Here is a 17,814-nt window from a genome sequence, read left to right as displayed (position 1 = left end):
CCCCGGGCAGGCCCGCCGTTGTGCACGTGCGGCCACCGGTCACGGGAACAGCAGCAGTTTCCCGGTGCTCGTACGCGACTCGATGTCCGCGTGTGCCCTTGCCGCCTCCGCCAGCGGGTACCGACCGCCGATCCGGACGACCAGCTCGCCCCTCTCGACGAGCGCGAACAACTCCGCCGTGCGGGCCGCGAGTTCCTCGGGGGTGCGGATGTGGTCCTCGGTCACGGGGTAGGTGAGGCGGGTGCTGCGGGGAATGTCGTTCATCGCGATGGTCGGCACGTCCCCGATCAGCGGCCCGTAGAACACCAGCGTGCCGTGCGTGCGCAGTACCTGCAGCGATGCGGCGAACGTGGTGGCGCCCGCACCGTCGAAGACCACATGCGCACCCTCGCCGCCGGTCAGCTCGCGCACCGGCTCGACGAACGCGTCACCGGAGGAGACCAGGACGTGATCGGCACCCGCGTCGGCGGCGTACCCGACCTTCTCCGGACGCGACACCAGGCCGATCACGGTGCCACCGCGGGCCTTGATGATCTGGGTGAGCATCATCCCGACCCCGCCGGCGGCCGCGTGCACGAGCGCGACGTCCCCCGGTCGCACCGGGTGGGACACGGTGGCGAAGTGGTGCGCGGACAGGCCCTGTACGAACACGGCCGCGGCCGTCTCGTCGTCGACGGCGTCGGGCACCGGGACGACGCCGCTCGCCGGGAGCACGATCAGCTCGGCGTAGCTGCCGTGGCCGTTCGTCAGCCACGCGACACAATCCCCCGGGGCGACCCCGTGAACGCCCTCGCCCGTCTCCGCCACCACGCCGGCGCCTTCCACGCCCGGCACCTAGGCCATGGCCTGTCTGCGGATGGCGGTGTCGAAGAAGTTCACACCCGCCACCCGGATGTCCACCAGCACTTCTCCCGGGCCCGGACGAGGTGACGGCCGCTCCCGCAGCCGCAGCACTTCCGGACCGCCTGCTTCGTTGATGACTATCGCTTTCATGCGGCCGAAGGTATGTACCAAAAAATGTACCCACAAGTACACTTTGATCGGTGACCATGAGGGAAAAAGGCGCCGCGACCCGCCTGCGCATCGTCGAAGCGGCCGCAGTCGAGATCCGGGAACGCGGCACGAACGCCACCTCGACCACCTGCTGTCGTAGCCCCGCGAGCACGAGACGCCTCCGCGCCATTCACCTCGGAACACGCCCCGGGTGCGGTGAAAATCCGTGGCCCCGGTGCGCGGCGGACCGTACCGTCACTCGGATGAAGCTGCTCTCCGTGAACGTCGGCAAGCCCCGGCCCAACCCGTGGAAGGGCCTCAGCGCCACGGGCATCGACAAACGCCCCGTCGACGGCCCGGTCACCGTCACCGCCCCCGGCCCCAAGGGCACGGGGGCGGTCGGCCTCGACGGCGACCGGGCGTACGACGTCAAACACCACGGCGGCCCCGACCAAGCCGTCTACGCCTACGCCCGCGAAGACCTCGACGGCTGGGAGACCGAGTTCCGCACCCCGTTGAAGAACGGCGTCTTCGGCGAGAACCTCACCACCCTCGGCATCGACGTCAACGCCGCCCTGATCGGCGAGCGCTGGCACATCGGCCCCGGCGTGATCCTGGAAGTCTCCTGCCCCCGCATCCCCTGCGCCACCTTCCAGGGCTGGCTGGAGCGCGACGGCTGGATCAAACGCTTCACCCAAGCCGCCCTCCCCGGCGCCTACCTCCGCGTCATCACCCCCGGATCCATACGCCCCGGCGACCCGGTCGAGATCGCCCACCGGCCCGATCACGACGTGACCATCGCCCTGGCCTTCCGCGCCCTCACCCGCGAACCCGCCCTGCTGCCACGGCTGCTGGCCGCCGACGCCCTGCCGGAGGAGACCAAGATGCTGATCCACAGGCGCACGACCGCGTAGAGGCCGCCGGGGGGGCGCGACTCTGGGGCATGCCCAACGGATCGAGCACACAAGTCATTGAACAGTTCCTAGCACCCGGAACTCGCGCCACCTGTTGTAATCCCGCCTTCTGATGTAGTACTTCTTATACATGGGTGAGCAGGTGCACAACAGGCTGGCGATGGTGCGCGCGGAACGCAAGGTGTCACGGCAGGCGCTGGCCGAGGCGGTCGGCGCCCACTATCAGACCATCGGCTACATCGAGCGCGGGCAGTACAACCCGAGCCTCGACCTCGCCTTGCGCGTCGCCGAGTTCTTCGACCTGCCGGTGGAGGCACTCTTCTCCCTCCGGCCGTTCCGCCCGCTCACGGACGAGGTTTACGGGAGGAAAAAGTGACGACTGCAGGCGCGCCCCAGCGAGACCGGCGTACACGCTATGACGAGCGCATGTTTTCCATCATGAACAATCGCGAGGCGGACGCGCTGTACGCGACGGTCGCCCGTCGCCGCGCGGCTGTCGCGATCCATGTGGTGCTTACGGTGGCATCCGTGGCCACGGGTATCGGCATGTACGTGACCGACCGAGGCTGGCTCGCCATCGCCCTCATTGCCCTGATACTCCCGTGGTGTGTAGCCACCGGCGTGATCAACGGTGCTACCCGCGGCCTTCTCGAACTGCGGACACACGTCCTGGACGAACGCCAACTGGCGGAGCGGGACCGGGTACGTGCCCGGGCGAACCGCCTGACCACCTACTTGCTGGCGGGCACCGTCCTGGGCGTCGCCGCGTGCGACTGGACCGGTCAGGTACGGGCAGGGAATCTGCTCGTACCCGTCCTGGTTGCGGTGTTCATCACGCACTGGCTGATGCCGATGTGGGTGGCCGGCCTGGCAGCCCGGGACGAACCGGAGGAGGGGCTGGAAGCGCTCTAGCTGTGCTGTCCCGGCGGAACACCAGCGGAGCCACAGCCTCGCAGCAGCAACGGTCGCAGTGCCGTGGAAGATGTACGCCCGCTTGGCAAAGCAGGCGGCCAGGCCCCGGAAGCCCTTGCGTGTCCAGCGGGCCGGCCGCCCTCGCTGCCGCGGCGCTGTCGATTGACCCACTGGTCCTTGCGCTCGGGGATGGTGTGCCATGTGGAACGCGAGCCATCGCCGACCTCCTTGCTGCGCTACGAACGTCACGGTGACGGCGAATGCACCGTCATGGAGCGTCCATGGCAGCTGCACTGGTAAACAACCTCTCCGGACAGCACATCTAGGCCGCCATGTCCTGCCGCAGCCCTTGCAGCCCCTGCTCGGCACACTCGCGGATCGCGGGCAGCGCGTGCCCGGTGACGCGGATGACTCGTTGTAGCTGATGGGGGAGTCGGTGCGCGGTGGCGTCGGTGACCGCGGCGGAGAGCCGCTCGCCGGCGCCGGTGGGGTCACCGCGGCGTAGGAGCACGCAACGCCTCGTCGAACAGTTCACCATCGCCGAGTTCTCCTGCCGCACGGGCAAGCAGTGTCAGTGCCGCGGCCCGCTCGCCGTCGCCCGGCGCAATGGCCACCGCACGCCGAAGGCGGTCCACCGCGGCCCCGGTGAGGCGTGCCTTGCGGAGTTCGTTGCCGTGCATGCGCAGTGCGTACGAGGTCATCGCCGGGTCGCCAAGGTGCCGAGCGACCGCCAGACCCTGACCGGTCCACCGCGCTGCGACGGGCAGCCGTTCCTCGGGAAGGACATGGCCCAGGGCGACGCCGAGGCCGACACGAGCGCGGGCCAGCAGCATGAGAACCTCGCGCTCGGTATGGCCGTCGGCGACGCACGCCTCCAGCCGGGTGACCAGCGGCCACAGCTCGGCAACCGCCTCGCTGGCGTGGCCGGACTGCCGGGCGATCTCGGCAAGCCGTACGGTGGAATCCCCGAACTGCACCATTGCCACGTGGTCGGCGTCAGTCGGGTCGGTCACTCCGAGCACGTGGGGTGGGAGGCGCAGCGTGGCCGCAATCCGGCGGCGTGACGGAATGTCCTCGATGGTGCGCCGCCCGTTCTCGACCATGGAGATGTACGTCTTGTCGTAGCCGAGCAGAGTCCCGAGTGCGGTCTGGGACAAGTCGTGAATGCGGCGGTGAAACCGCGGAACGGCTCCCAGGTCACCGCACCTCAGGACTGCTTCGGCTTGCGGAGTCGCCCAGTGCCATTGGACGTGCGGAAGCAGTGCGCGTGGCAGTGGCAGACGGCTTCCGCCGTCCTTCGCCCCGGCGGCACCTGTGCTCATGGGGACTACATCCCGGCGTGCTGCTGGTACCAGGCGGCGACCGATGCCTTGTACCCATCGGGCATCCGCAAGCCAGGTACCTCGTCGGCGGTGAACAGGCCGATCTCTTTGTGCTCGTGGCTCATCACCGGAACGGCGTCCGGGTTCAGGACGCGACAGCCGAACGTCACGATCAGGACATGTCGGTCGGGAATCGGCTGATACACCCAGACATCCAACAGCGCCTGGGCGTCAGCGCTCCAGCCGGACTCCTCCTTGATCTCGCGGCTGACGCATTGCTCCGGTGTTTCTCCCAGTTCGAGGCGCCCGCCCGGCAACTCCCACTCGTCGCGCTCATTGCGCAGCAGCAGGACGCGGCCGTCGCCACCGATGGCGACGCCTTTGACGGATACGGGGAAGGTGCGCGGCACGTATGTCATGGAGTCCTTCGCGGCAGCGGGCGGCGGTCAGGCATTCGGAACGTAGCACTACCCGCGGCACTTCAGCGGCGTTCAACCATCACGACCGGTTGACAATCAGTCACTTTACGTCGCGGCCGGTGGTCCCGACAGTGAGACCAAACGCGTTCCTCCGCCTCACACGTCAAGGAGCCTTTGGATGAGCCCTGTTCCGGCGCAGGTCGACAGCGCCGTACTCCCGGTACCTGTCGACCGGCTCCCCGCCACCGGCCTGGTTCACCTCGACGGACTTACCACCCGCCGGTCGTCCTTCGAGTTCGCGTCCCGGGTCATGCGCATCGTCCCGCACCCTGACAGCGATGCCGATGGGCTCACTGTCATCCGCAACACCGGTCGTCATGCCGACCAGGCAGGGTGCACCGGACTCACCAGCGCCGAAGTTCTCCCGCACACCGAACGCGCCGGCGTCCCCACGCCACCCCGCCTGATGATGCTGGTCTGCCATCGGCCCGCCACCCGCGGCGGGGAGTGCCTACTCGCCGATGGCCGGGCGATCCGCGATGACCTTGCCGCGCACCATCCCGACGCCCTGGCCGCCCTCTCCGCACCCCGCAGCGCGTACTTCGGCGGTGCGGATGGCCATCTCGGCGCGGTCTTCGGAACCCGTCCCGATGGGCGTCCGGAGATGCGGCTGCGCTGGGATTCCCTGGTGCGGTTCTCGCCGCTGGCCCAGCCGTATCTGCCCGTTCTGCGGGCGGTGATCGCTCGGCACCAGCAGGTGCGACGTCTCCGGCCCGGACAGGGCTACCTCCTGGACAACACCCGGTGGCTGCACGCCCGAGCGGCCTTCGACGGCCCCCGCGTCTGCTACCGCGCCCTCGGCGAACCGAAGGACACGTCCCAGGACCGATAGGCGGCACGTTTTCCCCCTGAAGACCCCCGTCCCGGCTGGACCGGGGCCCTGGCAGGTCGAGCCCAGTCCGGAACGGGTGCACGTGCACGACGGCGCGAGGAGAGCCCCCGCGTCGACAGCACCGAGAGGAATCATCCCGATGCGCTTACGCGGATTCAAGGCCGTCGTCCTCCGACAGGACCCCGAGGACGACGGACCGACCGAGGGCGGGCAGCAGGGCGGCTGCGGTGATGGCGACGGCTGCGGCCGTGAGTAGCAGGTGACCCAGGACGCGGCCCCCACCTCGGGTGGGGGCCGCTCTTCACCGAGAGAGCGAGCACATGCACCACCACGGCTACACCTGGCTCGGATCCGCTCACGACTTACTCAAGGACGGCCCCCGGCGCCCGCTGCACCCGGAGTTCAAGTCGAGCAAGGTCGTCCCGTTGGAGTTGGCCCACTGGCTTCTCAAGCCCACATCCTTCATCCAGGGGACATGGTCCGATCCGCAGGAGGCAGCGGACTGGTGGGGTGGGCAAGTGCGGTCCTCCGCCGCGTCGTTCACATCGGAACGCGACCGCGACTCCGACCGCCTAACCGATGCGGTCAGCCGGGCGGTGGCTCGGCTCGCCAGTGGCGAGGACGTGGTCGGCGGCTGGTATCTCACGGGGCAGCGATTCCTATCCGTATGCCTGATCGCATGCAGCCCGCACCGCAGCCGACCTGAGATTCGTTGCCCTCAGGAGGCGACGAGTAACCCATTATGAAGGAGCTCCAGACCGAGGGCCACAGCGGTACGTAAGGCTTTGTGAGGCATTCCGGCTGGAGACGCTGGACGACTACAGCGGGTCGGGCAACACGGCTGCGTACAAGAGGTTCCTTGCGGCAGATCCTCCGCCGGAGGGCTACAACGCCGAATGGGTGGCAGAGCTTCGCTCTCACACCGGCCGGGGTAGGCGCATCTACCGGGTGCACGTTCTGTCCCGGCCGCTTACGCCCTATCTCCGCTTCGAACTCGGCTGGGGTTACCGGACGAACCAGAGCGGTGGTGAGGAGTTCTTCATTCTCGACACCACCGACCAGTCCAACCCCCTTGAAGGCGTACGAGACTTTTGGCTCTTCGACGCCCAGACCCCGGTCACCATGCACTACGACGCCTCGGGAGCTGTCACCGGGCGGGAATCCCTGCCCGATGAGCGGGCGCAAGAGTTCATCGGCTATCGGGATACAGCCCTCGCTCTTGCGGAATCGTTCTCAGCTTGGTGGCCGAAATACGGAGAGGCGTAGAGCTACCGAACGCCTCCGCATGCGGCCGCCGGGCCCGGGGCACGCTCGGGGGTAGCGGACACCATCACCTCGTAGAAGGCAGGTGGATCAACCCCGCGTCCGTCGGGCGGAAGCCGCATGCGCCGAAGTAGAAGTCTCGCAGCCCGGGCTCGAAGTCGACGTGCAGCCACTCGCAGCCCGACGCACGCGCATGGGCTGCCGCCAGGCGGACAACTGCTGTGGCGATACCGCGATGCTGGTGCGAGCCCCGAGTCTTTGTGTCGAGCAAGAAGGCATGTGCTCCGCCGTCCCAGGCCACGTTCACGAAGCCGACGAGGACGCCACCAGCATCGCGGGCCGCCACCCAGCCGAGGCTGTGCTCGTTGATCTTGCTCCACCAGCCGGAGACGGCGTTGCCGCCATGCGACCGGACGAGTTCGACCATCTCGTCATCCGTGAGGGGGCCGCACCATGTGTAAGAGATCGCTCCGCTCATCCTGCCAGCGTCGCCGAACCCGTGGCGTCAGTAGGCGAGACGCGCGGCCCTATGCGGGGCTGCCGGGCCCGTCGAGGAACCGCAGCAGCACGGCGGCCTCCGCACGGAGCCGCGCGGCGCGCTCGGCATGCGCGGGCGCGGTCAACTGCTCGGCCGCCTCCAGCCGTTCGGCCGCCTCGGCGCGTACGACCTCGACCACCCTGTGCTCGCTCAGCTCGGTCCGCACCCCTTCGGTGGCTCCGACGCCGACCGGCGACTGTTCAAGGGCCACCCCGCGCAGCGCGGCTTCGTCCACGGGCATCGCCTCGGCGTTGTCCAGCGCGGCAAGCGTCGCACGTAGCGCGCTCACCGCCGCCTTGTCACGGGCGCGCATCGCTTCCGGCAGTGCTTGACGCATACGGACACGCAAAGTCATACCGGTGGACCTTACGGTCGTCCCCCTGGGCTCACAACGGGATATCACAGGGGCAGCCACGCCGGGGCGTCGGTGCCCCAATGCCCCGGTGGACGGGCCCAGTTGCGGGGGGCGCCGTCGTACGCGAGCGGCGGGAGTGCGTGGCGTAGGCGGCCGTACGGGGACGGGGTCTCGGTGAGGTAGGGGTCCGGGGCGTACGGGCCGTCCGGCGGCGCGGCGGGGGCGATGCCGTGCATCAGCCACGATGCCGTACCGGCCAGGGAAAAGCGCAGGTGGCGGCCGGTGCCCGTCGACGCGCGGTCGGTCAGGGCGCGCAGGACGGCGGCGCCGAGCAGGTAGCCGGTGCCGTGGTCGAGGGCCTGGGCGGGGAGCACGCCGGGGTGGCCGTCGTCCGAAGCCTCCAGCAGAGCGATACCGGTCCCGGCCTGGACCAGGCTGTCGAAGCCGCGCCGGGCGGCCCATGGGCCGGTCCAGCCCCAGGCGCCCAGCTGGGCGACGATCAGCCCGGGGTGGCGGGTGACGAAGCGGTCGAGCGCGCCGGGACGGTAGCCGTTGATCACGACGTCGGCCTGGGCGAGGAGTTCGTCGAACGTCCGCCGGTCGTGGGGGTCGGTCAGGTCGAGGCGGGTCGAGCGCTTGCCGAAGCCGGTGTCGGCGTGGGCGTCGGGGTCCTCGGGGAGGCGCGGGGAGTCGACGCGCAGAACGTCCGCGCCCAGCAGCGCCAGCGTGCGGGTGGCCACGGGACCGGCGATGACCCGGGTCAGGTCAAGGATCCGGATCCCCTCGGCGGGAAGCGCCGGTGGGAGAGGGCGCGGGGTGGTGCCGTCGGTGTCCCAGGATTCGGCCAACGGGAGGGTGCGGATGGGGAGTTCGCCGGGCGGTACGGCGGCCACGGCCAGCGCGCCCGCCGCGTACGCCGTCTCCTGGACCTCCCGGGCCGGGCGCTGGGCCAGTTCGGCGGCGAGCGCCTCCGGCTCGGCGCCCTCCGGCAGGCCCAGCGCGGCCAGCAACCGGGCGCGGTGGTGGGGGTAGTTGGCGTGGGTGCGCACCCAGCCGTCGGCCGTGCGCCAGAACCCGGACAGCGGGGCGAAGGTGGTGGCCTCACGGCCGTCGATCCGCAGATGGCGTTCGCTGACGAACGCCGTGGCGACCGCGCCCTCGTCCACCCGTACGGCGGGGATACCGACCCCGCCGCGCAGCGCGGCCAGTTCGGCGGCGGCCAGCGAGCAGACGGCCACGGTGGCCCGGGCCAATTGCCGCACCGGCAGCCGGGCGGGGAGTACCTCACCCGCCGGGGTGTAGGAGATCCGCTCGGCGAGTTCGGGGGCGCCGCCCAGCGCGTCCCAGGCGTAAGCGGTGGCCGCGTCGATCGTCATACGGTCATTGTGCCGCCGGGCCCAGCGTGGTCTCGATGCCCGCGACGATCGTCCGCAGCCCCTCCTCGAAGCGGCCCTCGTAGTCCTCGAAGAGGTCCGCGCCGACGGCCGCGGTGAGCGGGTAGTCGGGGCCGATGAGGGCGGCCCGCTCCTCGACGTCGTACCCGGGCGCCCGCTCCCCCGGCAGCGGTTCGACGGCCTGCTCCTCGATCACGAAGCCGAGGGTGAAGGTGTACGCGATGAACGCGGCGCGGGCCGCGGCGCCGGGGGTGAAGCCCGCGTCCACGAACGCGCGGAGCTGGAATTCCATGGGCGCGGCATGGGGCGTGCCGGTGAAGCGGGTGCCGCTGAAGACCTTCGCCCCGTCGCGGTAGCCGAGCAGGGCGCGGCGCAGGGTGCGCTGGGCGGCGATGAGGCGGTCCTGCCACGTCGTCGCGTCGACGTTCCGGGCCGAGGCCAGCCGCCGGAACATCGCGGTGGCCATCTCGTCGAGCAGCGCCTGCTTGTTCTTGAAGTGCCAGTAGAGGGCGGGCGCCTGGACGTTCAGCTCCTTGGCGATGCGGCGCAGGGTGAGCCCTTCGAGGCCCACCTCGTTGAGCAGCCGCAGCGCGGTGTCCACCACCTGGTCCCGGTCCAGTCGCGTCGTCGCCATGACCTCATCCTCGCAGTTCAGCCCGTACCCAGCCCGCACCCCTTGACAGCTTAACAACGTTAAGCGCATCCTCGGCACCATGGAACTTAACAACGTTAAGGGCACACGGGTACTGATCATCGGAGCGGGCCCGGCCGGGCTGACCCTCGCCATCGATCTGGCCCGGCGCGGCGTCGCGGCGCGGATCGTGGAGCGGGGCGAGCGGCTGTTCCCGGGGTCGCGCGGCAAGGGGCTCCAGCCGCGGACGCAGGAGGTCTTCGACGACCTCGGGGTGATGGACGCGGTCCGCGCGGCGGGTGGCCCGTACCCGCCGATGATGGGGTGGGAGGAGGGTCGGCGGCTGGGCGAGTTCGAGATCATCGTCCGTAACGAACCGACCCCCGGGGCCCCGTACCACGACATCTGGATGCTGCCGCAGTGGCGGACCGCCGAGATCCTGTATGCGCGGCTGCGCGAGCTGGGCGGCGAGGTCGAGTTCGGCGTGGCGTGCACGGGCCTGACGCAGGACGCGGACGGCGTCACCGCGCGGCTCACGTACGCCGACGGCTCGGCCGAAAACATACGGGCGACGTACGCGGTGGCGGCCGACGGCGGGCGCAGCGCGGTCCGCAAGGCGCTCGGCATCGGCATGGCGGGCGAGTCCGTCGACCCGATTCCGCGGCTGGTGGCCGACATCCAGCTGACCGGCCTGGACCGGGACCACTGGCATGTGTGGCAGAAGGCGAAGGGCGGCAGCCTGTCGCTGTGCCCGCTCGCCGGGACCGGCCTCTTCCAGGCGATGGCCCAGTACGACGACGTCGACGCGGTCCCCGACCTGGACCCCGAGGCGGTGCGGCGGCTGATCGTCGAGCGGACGCATCTGACGGAGTCCGAGGTGGGCGAGGTGCTGTGGGCGTCGCCGTTCCGGGTCCGGGCGGCGATGGCGGAACGGTTCCGTGAGGGGCGGGTCTTCCTGGTGGGCGACGCCGCGCACACCCACTCCCCCGCGGGCGGCCAGGGCCTGAACACCAGCATCCAGGACGCGTACAACCTTGGCTGGAAGCTGGGCGCCGTGCTGCGCGGCGGCGCCGACGCGGCGCTGCTGGACACGTACGAGGAGGAGCGGATGCCGGTCGCCGCCGGGGTGCTGGGCATCAGCACCCGCATCCACCGCGCCGGGATGCTGGGCAACGCGCAGGAGCCCCGGCGCACGGCGGAGGTGCACCAACTGGGGCTGACGTACCACGGCGCGGCGCTCGCCGTCGATCTGCGAGGCACCGCGACCAAGAGCGCCCTACGGCCCGGCGACCGCGCGCCCGACGCCCCCTGCACGCTCCCCGACGGCACCCCGTTCCGCCTCTTCGACGCCTTCCGCGGCCCGCACGTGACGGTGCTGGCGCTCGGCGGCGCGGAACCGCCGGCCCCCGGACGCGCGTCCGTGGTTGCGTATCGTGTCGGCGGCCCGGCACCCGATCTGCTCGACCCGGACGGTCACCTCCGTGCCGGGTACGGCGATCGGGGCGTGTTCGTCATCCGGCCGGACGGCTATGTGGGGTGCGCGGCCGACCATGCGGATCGGATGACGGGATATCTGACCGGCTTGGGTGCGTAGGACGATACGACGGGAAATCGCACAGCGGGTACGGATAACATCGCGGAGCGCACATCCATTGACCGCTCTCATGCGTCCCCGGCTCGACGGCTTTCCCTTTGGACGGCCGCATCGACAGGGACATTTGGAGTATTCATTTGAAAACCACCACCAAGCGCATGCGTCGTCTCTCCGCGCTGAGCGTTCTCGCCGCGGGATCCGTCCTGGCCTCCGGGGCGTTCGTCCCGGCGCAGGCCGCTGCCGCCGCTGCGCCCACGATCACCGCCAAGGGCGGGTACGTGATGAACAACGGGACGGGCAAGGACCTTTACAAGAAGGCCGCCGACACCCGTCTCTCCACCGGCTCCACCACCAAGATCATGACCGCCCGAGTGGTGCTGGCCCAGTCGGGCCTGAACCTCAACTCCAAGGTCACGGTCCAGAAGGCGTACAGCGACTACATCGTCGACAACAACTGGGCCTCCTCGGCCCGGCTGATCGTCGGCGACAAGGTCACCGTCCGCCAGCTGCTCTACGGGCTGATGCTGCCGTCCGGCTGTGACGCCGCGTACGCCCTGGCCGACAAGTTCGGCACCGGCTCGACCCGGGCGGCGCGGGTGAAGTCGTTCATCGGCAAGATGAACTCCACCGCCAAGAGCCTCGGCCTGAACAACACGCACTTCGACTCGTTCGACGGCATAGGGCACGGCAAGAACTACTCCACGCCGCGCGACCTGACGAAGCTCGCGAGCAACACGATGAAGTACTCGACGTTCCGCTCGGTCGTGAACACGAAGAAGACCACGCAGAAGACCGTCACCAAGAGCGGCGGCTACCGCAACATGACGTGGGAGAACACCAACCCGCTGCTCGGCACCTACTCGGGTGCCATCGGCGTGAAGACCGGTTCGGGCCCGGAGGCCAAGTACTGCCTGGTCTTCGCCGCCACCCGGAGCGGCAAGACGGTCATCGGCACCGTCCTCGCCTCGCCCTCGGTCGCCAACCGCACCGCGGACGCGAAGAAGCTGCTGAACTACGGCTTCGCCCGATAAGCACGCACGAACACTGGAAGGGCCTGCTCGCGAGCCGCGCGAGCAGGCCCTTCACCGCTCTTGACCGCTCTTACGCGGCTGTTACGCGGCGCCGGCCCGGCGGTAGAGGGCCAGGGCCTCGTTGCCGAGCGTCGGGTAGTACTCGTTCTGGCCGGCGCTCACGCTGATGTTGCCGATCAGATAGCCGCCACCGTTCGAGAAGTCGGCGAGGAAGCCGCCGCCGCTCGAACCGCCGGTCTGCACGCAGTCGATCCCCACATCGTGGAGCCGGGGCGGCCGGGGTCGGGGAACGCGTCGCCCTCGCAGTGGTTCAGCCGCTCCCCGTTGCCCTCGGCCGCGGAGCCGCCGTAGCCGAAGGAGTGGACGCGGCGGCTGGTCGTCGAGTTGAAGACGACGCCCTGCGCACCCACGGTGTCGACCAGCGTGCGGCCGTTGAGGGTGTTCATCACGGCCCAGGAGTAGTCCCAGTTGGCGTTGCCCTTGGTGGAGACGTACTGGTGGGCGCGGTGCCGATGTGCGCGGCGCGGGCGGCGGGCAGGGCGGTGACGTCCTTGGCGCCGCGCAGCCGCTCGGGCGTCCAGTAGCGCTCGGCGGCGCGCTGGTCGTCGGCGGATATGGCGGCGCCGGACGTGGGTGCGTTCGAGGAGGAGGGAGCGGCCTGGGCAGCGGTTCCCAGGGTCACGGTGGCGAGGGTGAGGGTGGTGAGGGCGCTGAATAAGGTACCGACGCGTCACATTGGCGGTCGACTCCAAGTCAGTTGACGTGCCCGGGGCGCCTGGACAACGTTGTCCGGGCGCCTGTCGACCGTAGGGTGCCATGGCGGATACGGACCGTCATGGCACCCGGCGCCCTCTCCAGGGAAACCCCTACAACAGGGTCATGCCTGCTCGAAGTCCAGCAGCACCTTGCAGGACTCGCGGCGGTCGGCCGCCTGGGCGAACGCCTCCGCCGCCTCCCGCACCGGCCGCACCCCGCTGATCAGCGCGTCGAACGACGGCTCGGTCGCCAGCAGCCGCAGCGCGGCGTCGAACTCCTCGTGGAAGCGGAACGCGCCGCGCAGGTCGATCTCCCTCGCGACCAGCAGGTTTCCGGCAAACGGGCTCTGCCCGGGCGGCAGCATGCCGAGCTGGACGATCACCCCGCCGCGCCGCACCCGGTGCAGACAGGTGTCGAGCCCGGCGGCCACGCCCGACGCCTCGATCGCGACATCGATCTCGTCCGAGGCGGAGGGCCAGTCCGGGTCGTCCGGGTCGTCGGCCCGTACGCACGCCGTCGCACCGGCCGCCGCCGCGAACTCCAGGGCCCGGGGCAGCACATCGGTCGCCGTGATGGACGCGGCGCCCGCCGCCCGCGCGGCGGCGATGGCCAGACAGCCGATCGGCCCGGACCCGGTGATCAGCACATGCCGTCCCGCGAGATCGCCCGCGCGGCGCACCGCGTGCAGGGCGACGGACAGCGGCTCGGCGAGCGCCGCCCGCTTCGGGTCCAGCCCCTCGGGCAGGACGCGCAGCTGCCCGGCCGGTACGGCGATACGGGACGCGAACCCGCCCTGTACGTGGGGGAAGCGCGCCGCGCTGCCCAGGTAGCGGGTGTCGCGGCAGATGTTGGCCCGGCCGCCCACGCACTCGGGGCACACCCCGCACGGCGTCGCCGGATGCACGGCGACCGGGGTGCCGGGTGCGGGCCCCCTCGCGCCCTCGCCGTACGACACGACCGTGCCGACGACCTCGTGCCCCAGCACCATGGGCTGCTTCAGCCGGAAGTCGCCCACGCCACCGTGCTGGTGGTAGTGGAGATCCGACCCGCAGATCCCGCCGTACCGGATCGCCACCAGCGCCTGCCCGGGTGCCACCTCCGGTTCGGGGAGTTCGTCGACCCGTAGATCTCCCTGCCCATGGATCACACAGCCCAGCACCATCCGCCCTGCCTCCTCCGTGGTCTTCACAACTGGCTCGTCATGCCGCCGTCGACGTACAGCACCTGTCCGCTGACGAAGTCGGCGGCGGGCGAGGCGAGATAGAGCAGCGCACCGATCAGGTCCTCGGTGCGGCCCCAGCGGCCCGCCGGGGTCCGGCCGCGCACCCAGGTGCTGAACTGCTCGTCCTCGACGAGCGGCCGGGTCAGCTCGGTCTCGATGTAGCCGGGGCCGACCCCGTTGACCTGGATGCCGTACTGGCCCCAGTCGGCGCACATGCCCTTGGTGAGCATCTTCAGCGCGCCCTTGGTCGCCGAGTAGGGGGCGATGCCGGGGCGGACCACCTCGCTCTGGAGCGAGCAGATGTTGACGATCTTGCCGTGGCCGCGGAGGGTCATGTGCCGCGCGGTCTCCCTGCCCACCAGGAACGCGCTGGTCAGGTTGGTGTCCACGATCTGCCGCCAGGCCTCGTCGGTGAACTCCAGCAGCGGTGCCCGGTTCTGCATCCCGGCGTTGTTGACCAGGATGTCGAGCGGACCGACCCGCTCCTCCACGTCGGCGATCCCGGCGGCGACGGCCGGGCCGTCGGTGACGTCGAAGGCGGCGGTGTGCACGCCCGCCTCCGCGCCGCCGAGTTCGGCCGCGGCCTTGTCCAGGGCCTGCTGGTCACGGCCGTTGAGGACGACCGTGCAGCCGGCCTCCACCAGCCCGCGGGCGAGCGCGTGGCCGATGCCGCGGCTGGAGCCGGTGACCAGGGCGGTGCGGCCCGCGATGTCGAAGAGCGGATGTGTCGTCATGGCGTAACTACCCTCTCGGTTCTCAAATGACCAACGACAGCAGCAGGACGAAGGCCAGCGCGACGACCGAGATGACCGTCTCCATCACGGACCAGGTCCGCACCGTCTGGCCCACGCTCATCCCGAAGTACTCCTTGACCAGCCAGAATCCCGCGTCGTTGACATGGCTGAAGAAGAGCGATCCGGCGCCGATGGCCAGTACGAGCAGCGCCACGTGGGTGCTGGACATGTCGGCGGTGAGCGGCGCCATCAGCCCGGCGGCGGAGATCGTGGCCACGGTCGCCGAGCCGGTCGCCAGCCGGATCGCGACCGCGATCAGCCAGGCGAGCAGCAGCGCGGAAACGTTCCAGTCCTTCGAGACGTCCATGATCATGTTGCCGACGCCGATGTCGATGAGCGTCTGCTTGAAGCCGCCGCCCGCCGCCACGATCAGCAGCATTCCGGCGATCGGGGCGAGCGAGGTCTCCACGGTGGTGGAGATGCGGTCCCGGGTGAAGCCCGCCGCACGGCCGAGCGTGACCATGCCCACCAGCACCGACGCCAGCAGTGCGACCAGGGGGTTGCCGATGACGTCGGCGATGCGCTGGACGGCGTTCTCCGGGTCGTCCACGACGATGTCGACCAGCGCCTTGATGAGCATCAGCACGACCGGGAGCAGCACCGTGAGCACGGTGACGCCGAATCCGGGACGCCGCTCCAGGTCCTCCGAAGGGCGCGTCGGCATCAGCCGGTCCGGCGGGGTGACGTCGACCCAGCGGTCGGCGAAGCGCGAGAAGACCGGGCCCGCGATGACGGCGGTCGGCACCGCGATGAGGACGCCGAGCGCCAGGGTGACGCCCAGGTCGGCGTGGACCGCGTCGATCGCGGCGAGCGGGCCGGGGTGCGGCGGCACCAGGCCGTGCATCACGGACAGGCCCGCTAGCGCCGGGATGCCGATCCGCATCAGGGAGAGGTTGCCGCGCTTGGCGACCAGCAGCACCACCGGGATCATCAGCACCATGCCGACCTCGAAGAAGAGCGGCAGGCCGATGATCCCCGCGATGAGCACCATCGCCCAGGGCATCGTCCGGTTGCTCGCCTTGGCGAGGATCGTGTCCACGATCTGGTCGGCGCCGCCGGAGTCGGCGAGCAGCTTGCCGAGGATCGCGCCGAGGGCGATCAGCACGCCGACGCCCGCGACGGTGTCGCCCAGCCCGCCGGAGAAGCTGGTGATGACCTTGTCGAGCGGGGCCCCCGCGACGGCGCCGAGCGCCAGTGAGCCGATCGTCAGCGACAAGAACGCGTGCAGCTTGGTCTTGGTGATGAGCAGGACGAGTACGGCTATGCCGACGAGGACGGCTATGCCCAGCTGCGCGTGACCGGCCGACGTGATCGGGTCGACGGTGTCCGCTGCCAGCGACTCGGCGCTGAGTCTGGTCACGGAGGGTTCCTAACGTGTGCTACTGGTGTCCGGGCTACCGCTGCCGCAGTGCGGCGACGGCCCGCTCGGTGATGGTCTCGGGGCCCGGGGCGATGTCGACGGCCAGGCCGTCCTCGTCCGGCTGGAGCGGCTCCAGCGTCGCGAGCTGCGAGTCGAGCATCTTCTCGGAGAAGAAGTGACCCTTGCGCTCCTTCATCCGGTCGGCGATCAGCTTGCGCTCGCCGGTCAGATGCAGGAAGACGACGCCGGGCTCGGCGGCGCGCAGCCGGTCCCGGTAGCTCCGCTTGAGGGCGGAGCAGCTGACCACGCCGCCGTTGCCGACGTGGTCATGGGCCCACGCGCCGATGGCGTCCAGCCACGGCCTGCGGTCCTCGTCGTCCAGCGGGGTGCCGGCCGACATCTTGGCGATGTTGGCCGGCGGGTGGAAGTCGTCGGCCTCGGCGTACGGCACACCGAGCGCCTCCGCGAGCAGGGGGCCGATCGTGGTCTTGCCCGTGCCGGACACTCCCATGACGACGACCAGGGGGGCATGCATGTGGAAAACCTCGCTGTTCTGCTCCGGTGCTGTCTTCCTTGACCGTCTTCTTCGACCTCGGCACCGCCGGCAGCACACTCAACCCCACTGATACGACGTATTCAAGAGTTCGTGATTTAAAAGTCATACTTAAATGCCCAGCGATGGCCACGTAGTCTGACTCCATGGACAACCAGGGGCCCGCAGGGCGGGGATTGCACGCTCGGGTGCTGGCGGCCCTCGGACCCGCGATCACCGCGGGCGACTACCCGCCGGGGACGGTGCTCCGCACCGACGAGCTGGAGCGGCGTTTCGACGTCTCACGGACCGTGGTCCGGGAGGTGGTGCGGGTCCTGGAGTCCATGCACCTGGTCCGCTCCCGCCGCCGCGTCGGGGTGACCGTCCTCCCTCCGGAGGAGTGGGACGTCTTCGACCCGCAGGTCATCCGCTGGCGACTGGCCGGCCCCGACCGCCCCCGCCAGCTCCGCTCCCTGACCTCCCTGCGCTCGGCCATCGAACCGGCCGCCGCCGCCCTGGCCGCCGAGCACGCCACCGCCGCCCAGTGCGCCGAGCTGACCGAGCACGCCCTCAACATGGTCGCCACCTCCCGCGGCCAGCAGCTTCCCGCCTACCTCGTCCACGACGTCGCCTTCCACCGCGTGATCCTGCGCGCCTCGGGCAACGAGATGTTCGCCCGCCTCGGCGACGTGGTCACCGAGGTCCTGGCGGGCCGCACCGAGCACCAGGTGATGTTCACCGACCCGGACCCGGAGGCGGTCACCCTCCACGTCCGGGTCGCCGAAGCGATCCGCGCCCGCGACGCGGAGCGCGCCGAGCGCTACACCCGGGAGATCACCATGGGCGCCCTGCGCGAGCTGGACATCCTGGCGCCGTAGCCATCGGCCCCCAG

Annotated in this window: 23 protein-coding genes and 1 pseudogene; 8 read left to right on the top strand and 16 right to left on the bottom strand. The window is 70.2% G+C overall.

What is annotated here, in order from left to right; all coding sequences use genetic code 11:
- Window positions 1–39: 39 nt before the first annotated feature.
- Entirely contained in the window at window positions 40–834 is a 795-nt protein-coding gene (locus tag ACH4SI_RS36275) for a quinone oxidoreductase family protein (RefSeq protein ID WP_398303486.1), read from the bottom strand.
- A complete protein-coding gene (locus ACH4SI_RS36270) occupies window positions 835–993 on the bottom strand; it encodes a hypothetical protein (RefSeq protein ID WP_398303484.1) in 159 nt (52 codons plus the stop codon).
- A 263-nt stretch (window positions 994–1,256) separates the two neighbouring features.
- Between ACH4SI_RS36270 and ACH4SI_RS36265 the strand changes: the two genes are divergently transcribed.
- The 3 genes from ACH4SI_RS36265 (at window position 1,257) to ACH4SI_RS36255 (ending at window position 2,819) form a co-directional block, all read left to right on the top strand.
- Window positions 1,257–1,907 carry an MOSC domain-containing protein gene (locus ACH4SI_RS36265; RefSeq protein ID WP_398303482.1) on the top strand — a complete coding sequence of 217 codons (651 nt, stop codon included), beginning with the start codon at window positions 1,257–1,259 and terminating at the stop codon, window positions 1,905–1,907.
- 130 nt (window positions 1,908–2,037) lie between these two features.
- Window positions 2,038–2,283, top strand: a complete 246-nt coding sequence (locus ACH4SI_RS36260; RefSeq protein ID WP_398303480.1) for a helix-turn-helix transcriptional regulator — start codon at window positions 2,038–2,040, stop codon at window positions 2,281–2,283.
- A gap of 62 nt (window positions 2,284–2,345) precedes the next feature.
- On the top strand, window positions 2,346–2,819 hold the full coding sequence (locus tag ACH4SI_RS36255; protein WP_398303478.1) for a hypothetical protein: 474 nt from the start codon (window positions 2,346–2,348) through the stop codon (window positions 2,817–2,819).
- Between the two features lie 24 nt (window positions 2,820–2,843).
- Here the strand turns inward: ACH4SI_RS36255 and ACH4SI_RS36250 are convergent.
- The 4 genes and pseudogenes from ACH4SI_RS36250 to ACH4SI_RS36235 form a co-directional block, all read right to left on the bottom strand.
- A pseudogene (locus tag ACH4SI_RS36250) lies at window positions 2,844–3,016 on the bottom strand (IS5/IS1182 family transposase); the annotation flags it as partial.
- A 125-nt stretch (window positions 3,017–3,141) separates the two neighbouring features.
- Window positions 3,142–3,330 (bottom strand): hypothetical protein, encoded by a 189-nt coding sequence (locus tag ACH4SI_RS36245; RefSeq protein ID WP_398303476.1) that lies wholly within the window; start codon window positions 3,328–3,330, stop codon window positions 3,142–3,144.
- Window positions 3,311–3,976 carry a hypothetical protein gene (locus ACH4SI_RS36240; RefSeq protein ID WP_398303474.1) on the bottom strand — a complete coding sequence of 222 codons (666 nt, stop codon included), beginning with the start codon at window positions 3,974–3,976 and terminating at the stop codon, window positions 3,311–3,313. The genes ACH4SI_RS36245 and ACH4SI_RS36240 overlap by 20 nt, the downstream gene beginning before the upstream one ends.
- Window positions 3,977–4,146: 170 nt before the next feature.
- On the bottom strand, window positions 4,147–4,560 hold the full coding sequence (locus ACH4SI_RS36235; RefSeq protein WP_398303472.1) for an NUDIX domain-containing protein: 414 nt from the start codon (window positions 4,558–4,560) through the stop codon (window positions 4,147–4,149).
- Window positions 4,561–4,738: 178 nt separating this feature from the next.
- On the opposite strand from ACH4SI_RS36235, the gene ACH4SI_RS36230 reads away from it, so the two are divergent.
- Window positions 4,739–5,452 carry a TauD/TfdA family dioxygenase gene (locus tag ACH4SI_RS36230; RefSeq protein ID WP_398303470.1) on the top strand — a complete coding sequence of 238 codons (714 nt, stop codon included), beginning with the start codon at window positions 4,739–4,741 and terminating at the stop codon, window positions 5,450–5,452.
- An 801-nt stretch (window positions 5,453–6,253) separates the two neighbouring features.
- Window positions 6,254–6,718 carry a DUF6879 family protein gene (locus ACH4SI_RS36225; protein ID WP_398303629.1) on the top strand — a complete coding sequence of 155 codons (465 nt, stop codon included), beginning with the start codon at window positions 6,254–6,256 and terminating at the stop codon, window positions 6,716–6,718.
- A 64-nt stretch (window positions 6,719–6,782) separates the two neighbouring features.
- Here the strand turns inward: ACH4SI_RS36225 and ACH4SI_RS36220 are convergent, their stop codons facing one another.
- From ACH4SI_RS36220 to ACH4SI_RS36205, 4 genes are all read right to left on the bottom strand, one after another.
- A complete protein-coding gene (locus ACH4SI_RS36220) occupies window positions 6,783–7,193 on the bottom strand; it encodes a GNAT family N-acetyltransferase (protein ID WP_398303468.1) in 411 nt (136 codons plus the stop codon).
- 49 nt (window positions 7,194–7,242) lie between these two features.
- Window positions 7,243–7,566, bottom strand: a complete 324-nt coding sequence (locus ACH4SI_RS36215) for a hypothetical protein (RefSeq protein WP_398303627.1) — start codon at window positions 7,564–7,566, stop codon at window positions 7,243–7,245.
- Between the two features lie 86 nt (window positions 7,567–7,652).
- Window positions 7,653–8,984: a CoA transferase gene (locus ACH4SI_RS36210; protein WP_398303466.1), complete on the bottom strand. Its 1,332-nt coding sequence runs from the start codon at window positions 8,982–8,984 to the stop codon at window positions 7,653–7,655.
- Window positions 8,985–8,988: 4 nt separating this feature from the next.
- Entirely contained in the window at window positions 8,989–9,636 is a 648-nt protein-coding gene (locus ACH4SI_RS36205) for a TetR/AcrR family transcriptional regulator C-terminal domain-containing protein (RefSeq protein ID WP_398303464.1), read from the bottom strand.
- Between the two features lie 79 nt (window positions 9,637–9,715).
- On the opposite strand from ACH4SI_RS36205, the gene ACH4SI_RS36200 reads away from it, so the two are divergent.
- Both ACH4SI_RS36200 and ACH4SI_RS36195 read left to right on the top strand, forming a co-directional pair.
- On the top strand, window positions 9,716–11,227 hold the full coding sequence (locus tag ACH4SI_RS36200; RefSeq protein ID WP_398303462.1) for an FAD-dependent monooxygenase: 1,512 nt from the start codon (window positions 9,716–9,718) through the stop codon (window positions 11,225–11,227).
- A 158-nt stretch (window positions 11,228–11,385) separates the two neighbouring features.
- Window positions 11,386–12,258 carry a D-alanyl-D-alanine carboxypeptidase family protein gene (locus tag ACH4SI_RS36195; protein WP_398303460.1) on the top strand — a complete coding sequence of 291 codons (873 nt, stop codon included), beginning with the start codon at window positions 11,386–11,388 and terminating at the stop codon, window positions 12,256–12,258.
- An 81-nt stretch (window positions 12,259–12,339) separates the two neighbouring features.
- Here the strand turns inward: ACH4SI_RS36195 and ACH4SI_RS36190 are convergent, their stop codons facing one another.
- From ACH4SI_RS36190 to ACH4SI_RS36165, 6 genes are all read right to left on the bottom strand, one after another.
- On the bottom strand, window positions 12,340–12,516 hold the full coding sequence (locus ACH4SI_RS36190; protein WP_398303458.1) for a hypothetical protein: 177 nt from the start codon (window positions 12,514–12,516) through the stop codon (window positions 12,340–12,342).
- A gap of 187 nt (window positions 12,517–12,703) precedes the next feature.
- Window positions 12,704–12,940 (bottom strand): hypothetical protein, encoded by a 237-nt coding sequence (locus tag ACH4SI_RS36185; protein WP_398303456.1) that lies wholly within the window; start codon window positions 12,938–12,940, stop codon window positions 12,704–12,706.
- A 195-nt stretch (window positions 12,941–13,135) separates the two neighbouring features.
- A complete protein-coding gene (locus ACH4SI_RS36180; protein WP_398303625.1) occupies window positions 13,136–14,176 on the bottom strand; it encodes an L-idonate 5-dehydrogenase in 1,041 nt (346 codons plus the stop codon).
- A 23-nt stretch (window positions 14,177–14,199) separates the two neighbouring features.
- On the bottom strand, window positions 14,200–14,970 hold the full coding sequence (locus ACH4SI_RS36175) for a glucose 1-dehydrogenase (protein ID WP_398303454.1): 771 nt from the start codon (window positions 14,968–14,970) through the stop codon (window positions 14,200–14,202).
- 22 nt (window positions 14,971–14,992) lie between these two features.
- Window positions 14,993–16,390 (bottom strand): gluconate:H+ symporter, encoded by a 1,398-nt coding sequence (locus ACH4SI_RS36170; protein ID WP_398303452.1) that lies wholly within the window; start codon window positions 16,388–16,390, stop codon window positions 14,993–14,995.
- Window positions 16,391–16,424: 34 nt separating this feature from the next.
- The gene (locus tag ACH4SI_RS36165) at window positions 16,425–16,925 is read right to left on the bottom strand and encodes a gluconokinase (RefSeq protein ID WP_398303450.1); all 501 of its coding nucleotides are present in this window, start codon (window positions 16,923–16,925) and stop codon (window positions 16,425–16,427) included.
- Window positions 16,926–17,089: 164 nt separating this feature from the next.
- On the opposite strand from ACH4SI_RS36165, the gene ACH4SI_RS36160 reads away from it, so the two are divergent.
- Complete coding sequence (locus tag ACH4SI_RS36160) at window positions 17,090–17,800, top strand: FadR/GntR family transcriptional regulator (RefSeq protein WP_398303448.1); 711 nt, start codon at window positions 17,090–17,092, stop codon at window positions 17,798–17,800.
- Window positions 17,801–17,814: the final 14 nt, after the last annotated feature.

The organism is Streptomyces sp. NPDC021212 (assembly GCF_044332925.1).
Classification (GTDB): Bacteria; Actinomycetota; Actinomycetes; order Streptomycetales; family Streptomycetaceae; genus Streptomyces.
Note: the sequence above shows the minus strand (reverse complement) of the source record. Positions and strands in the feature narration are given on the sequence as shown.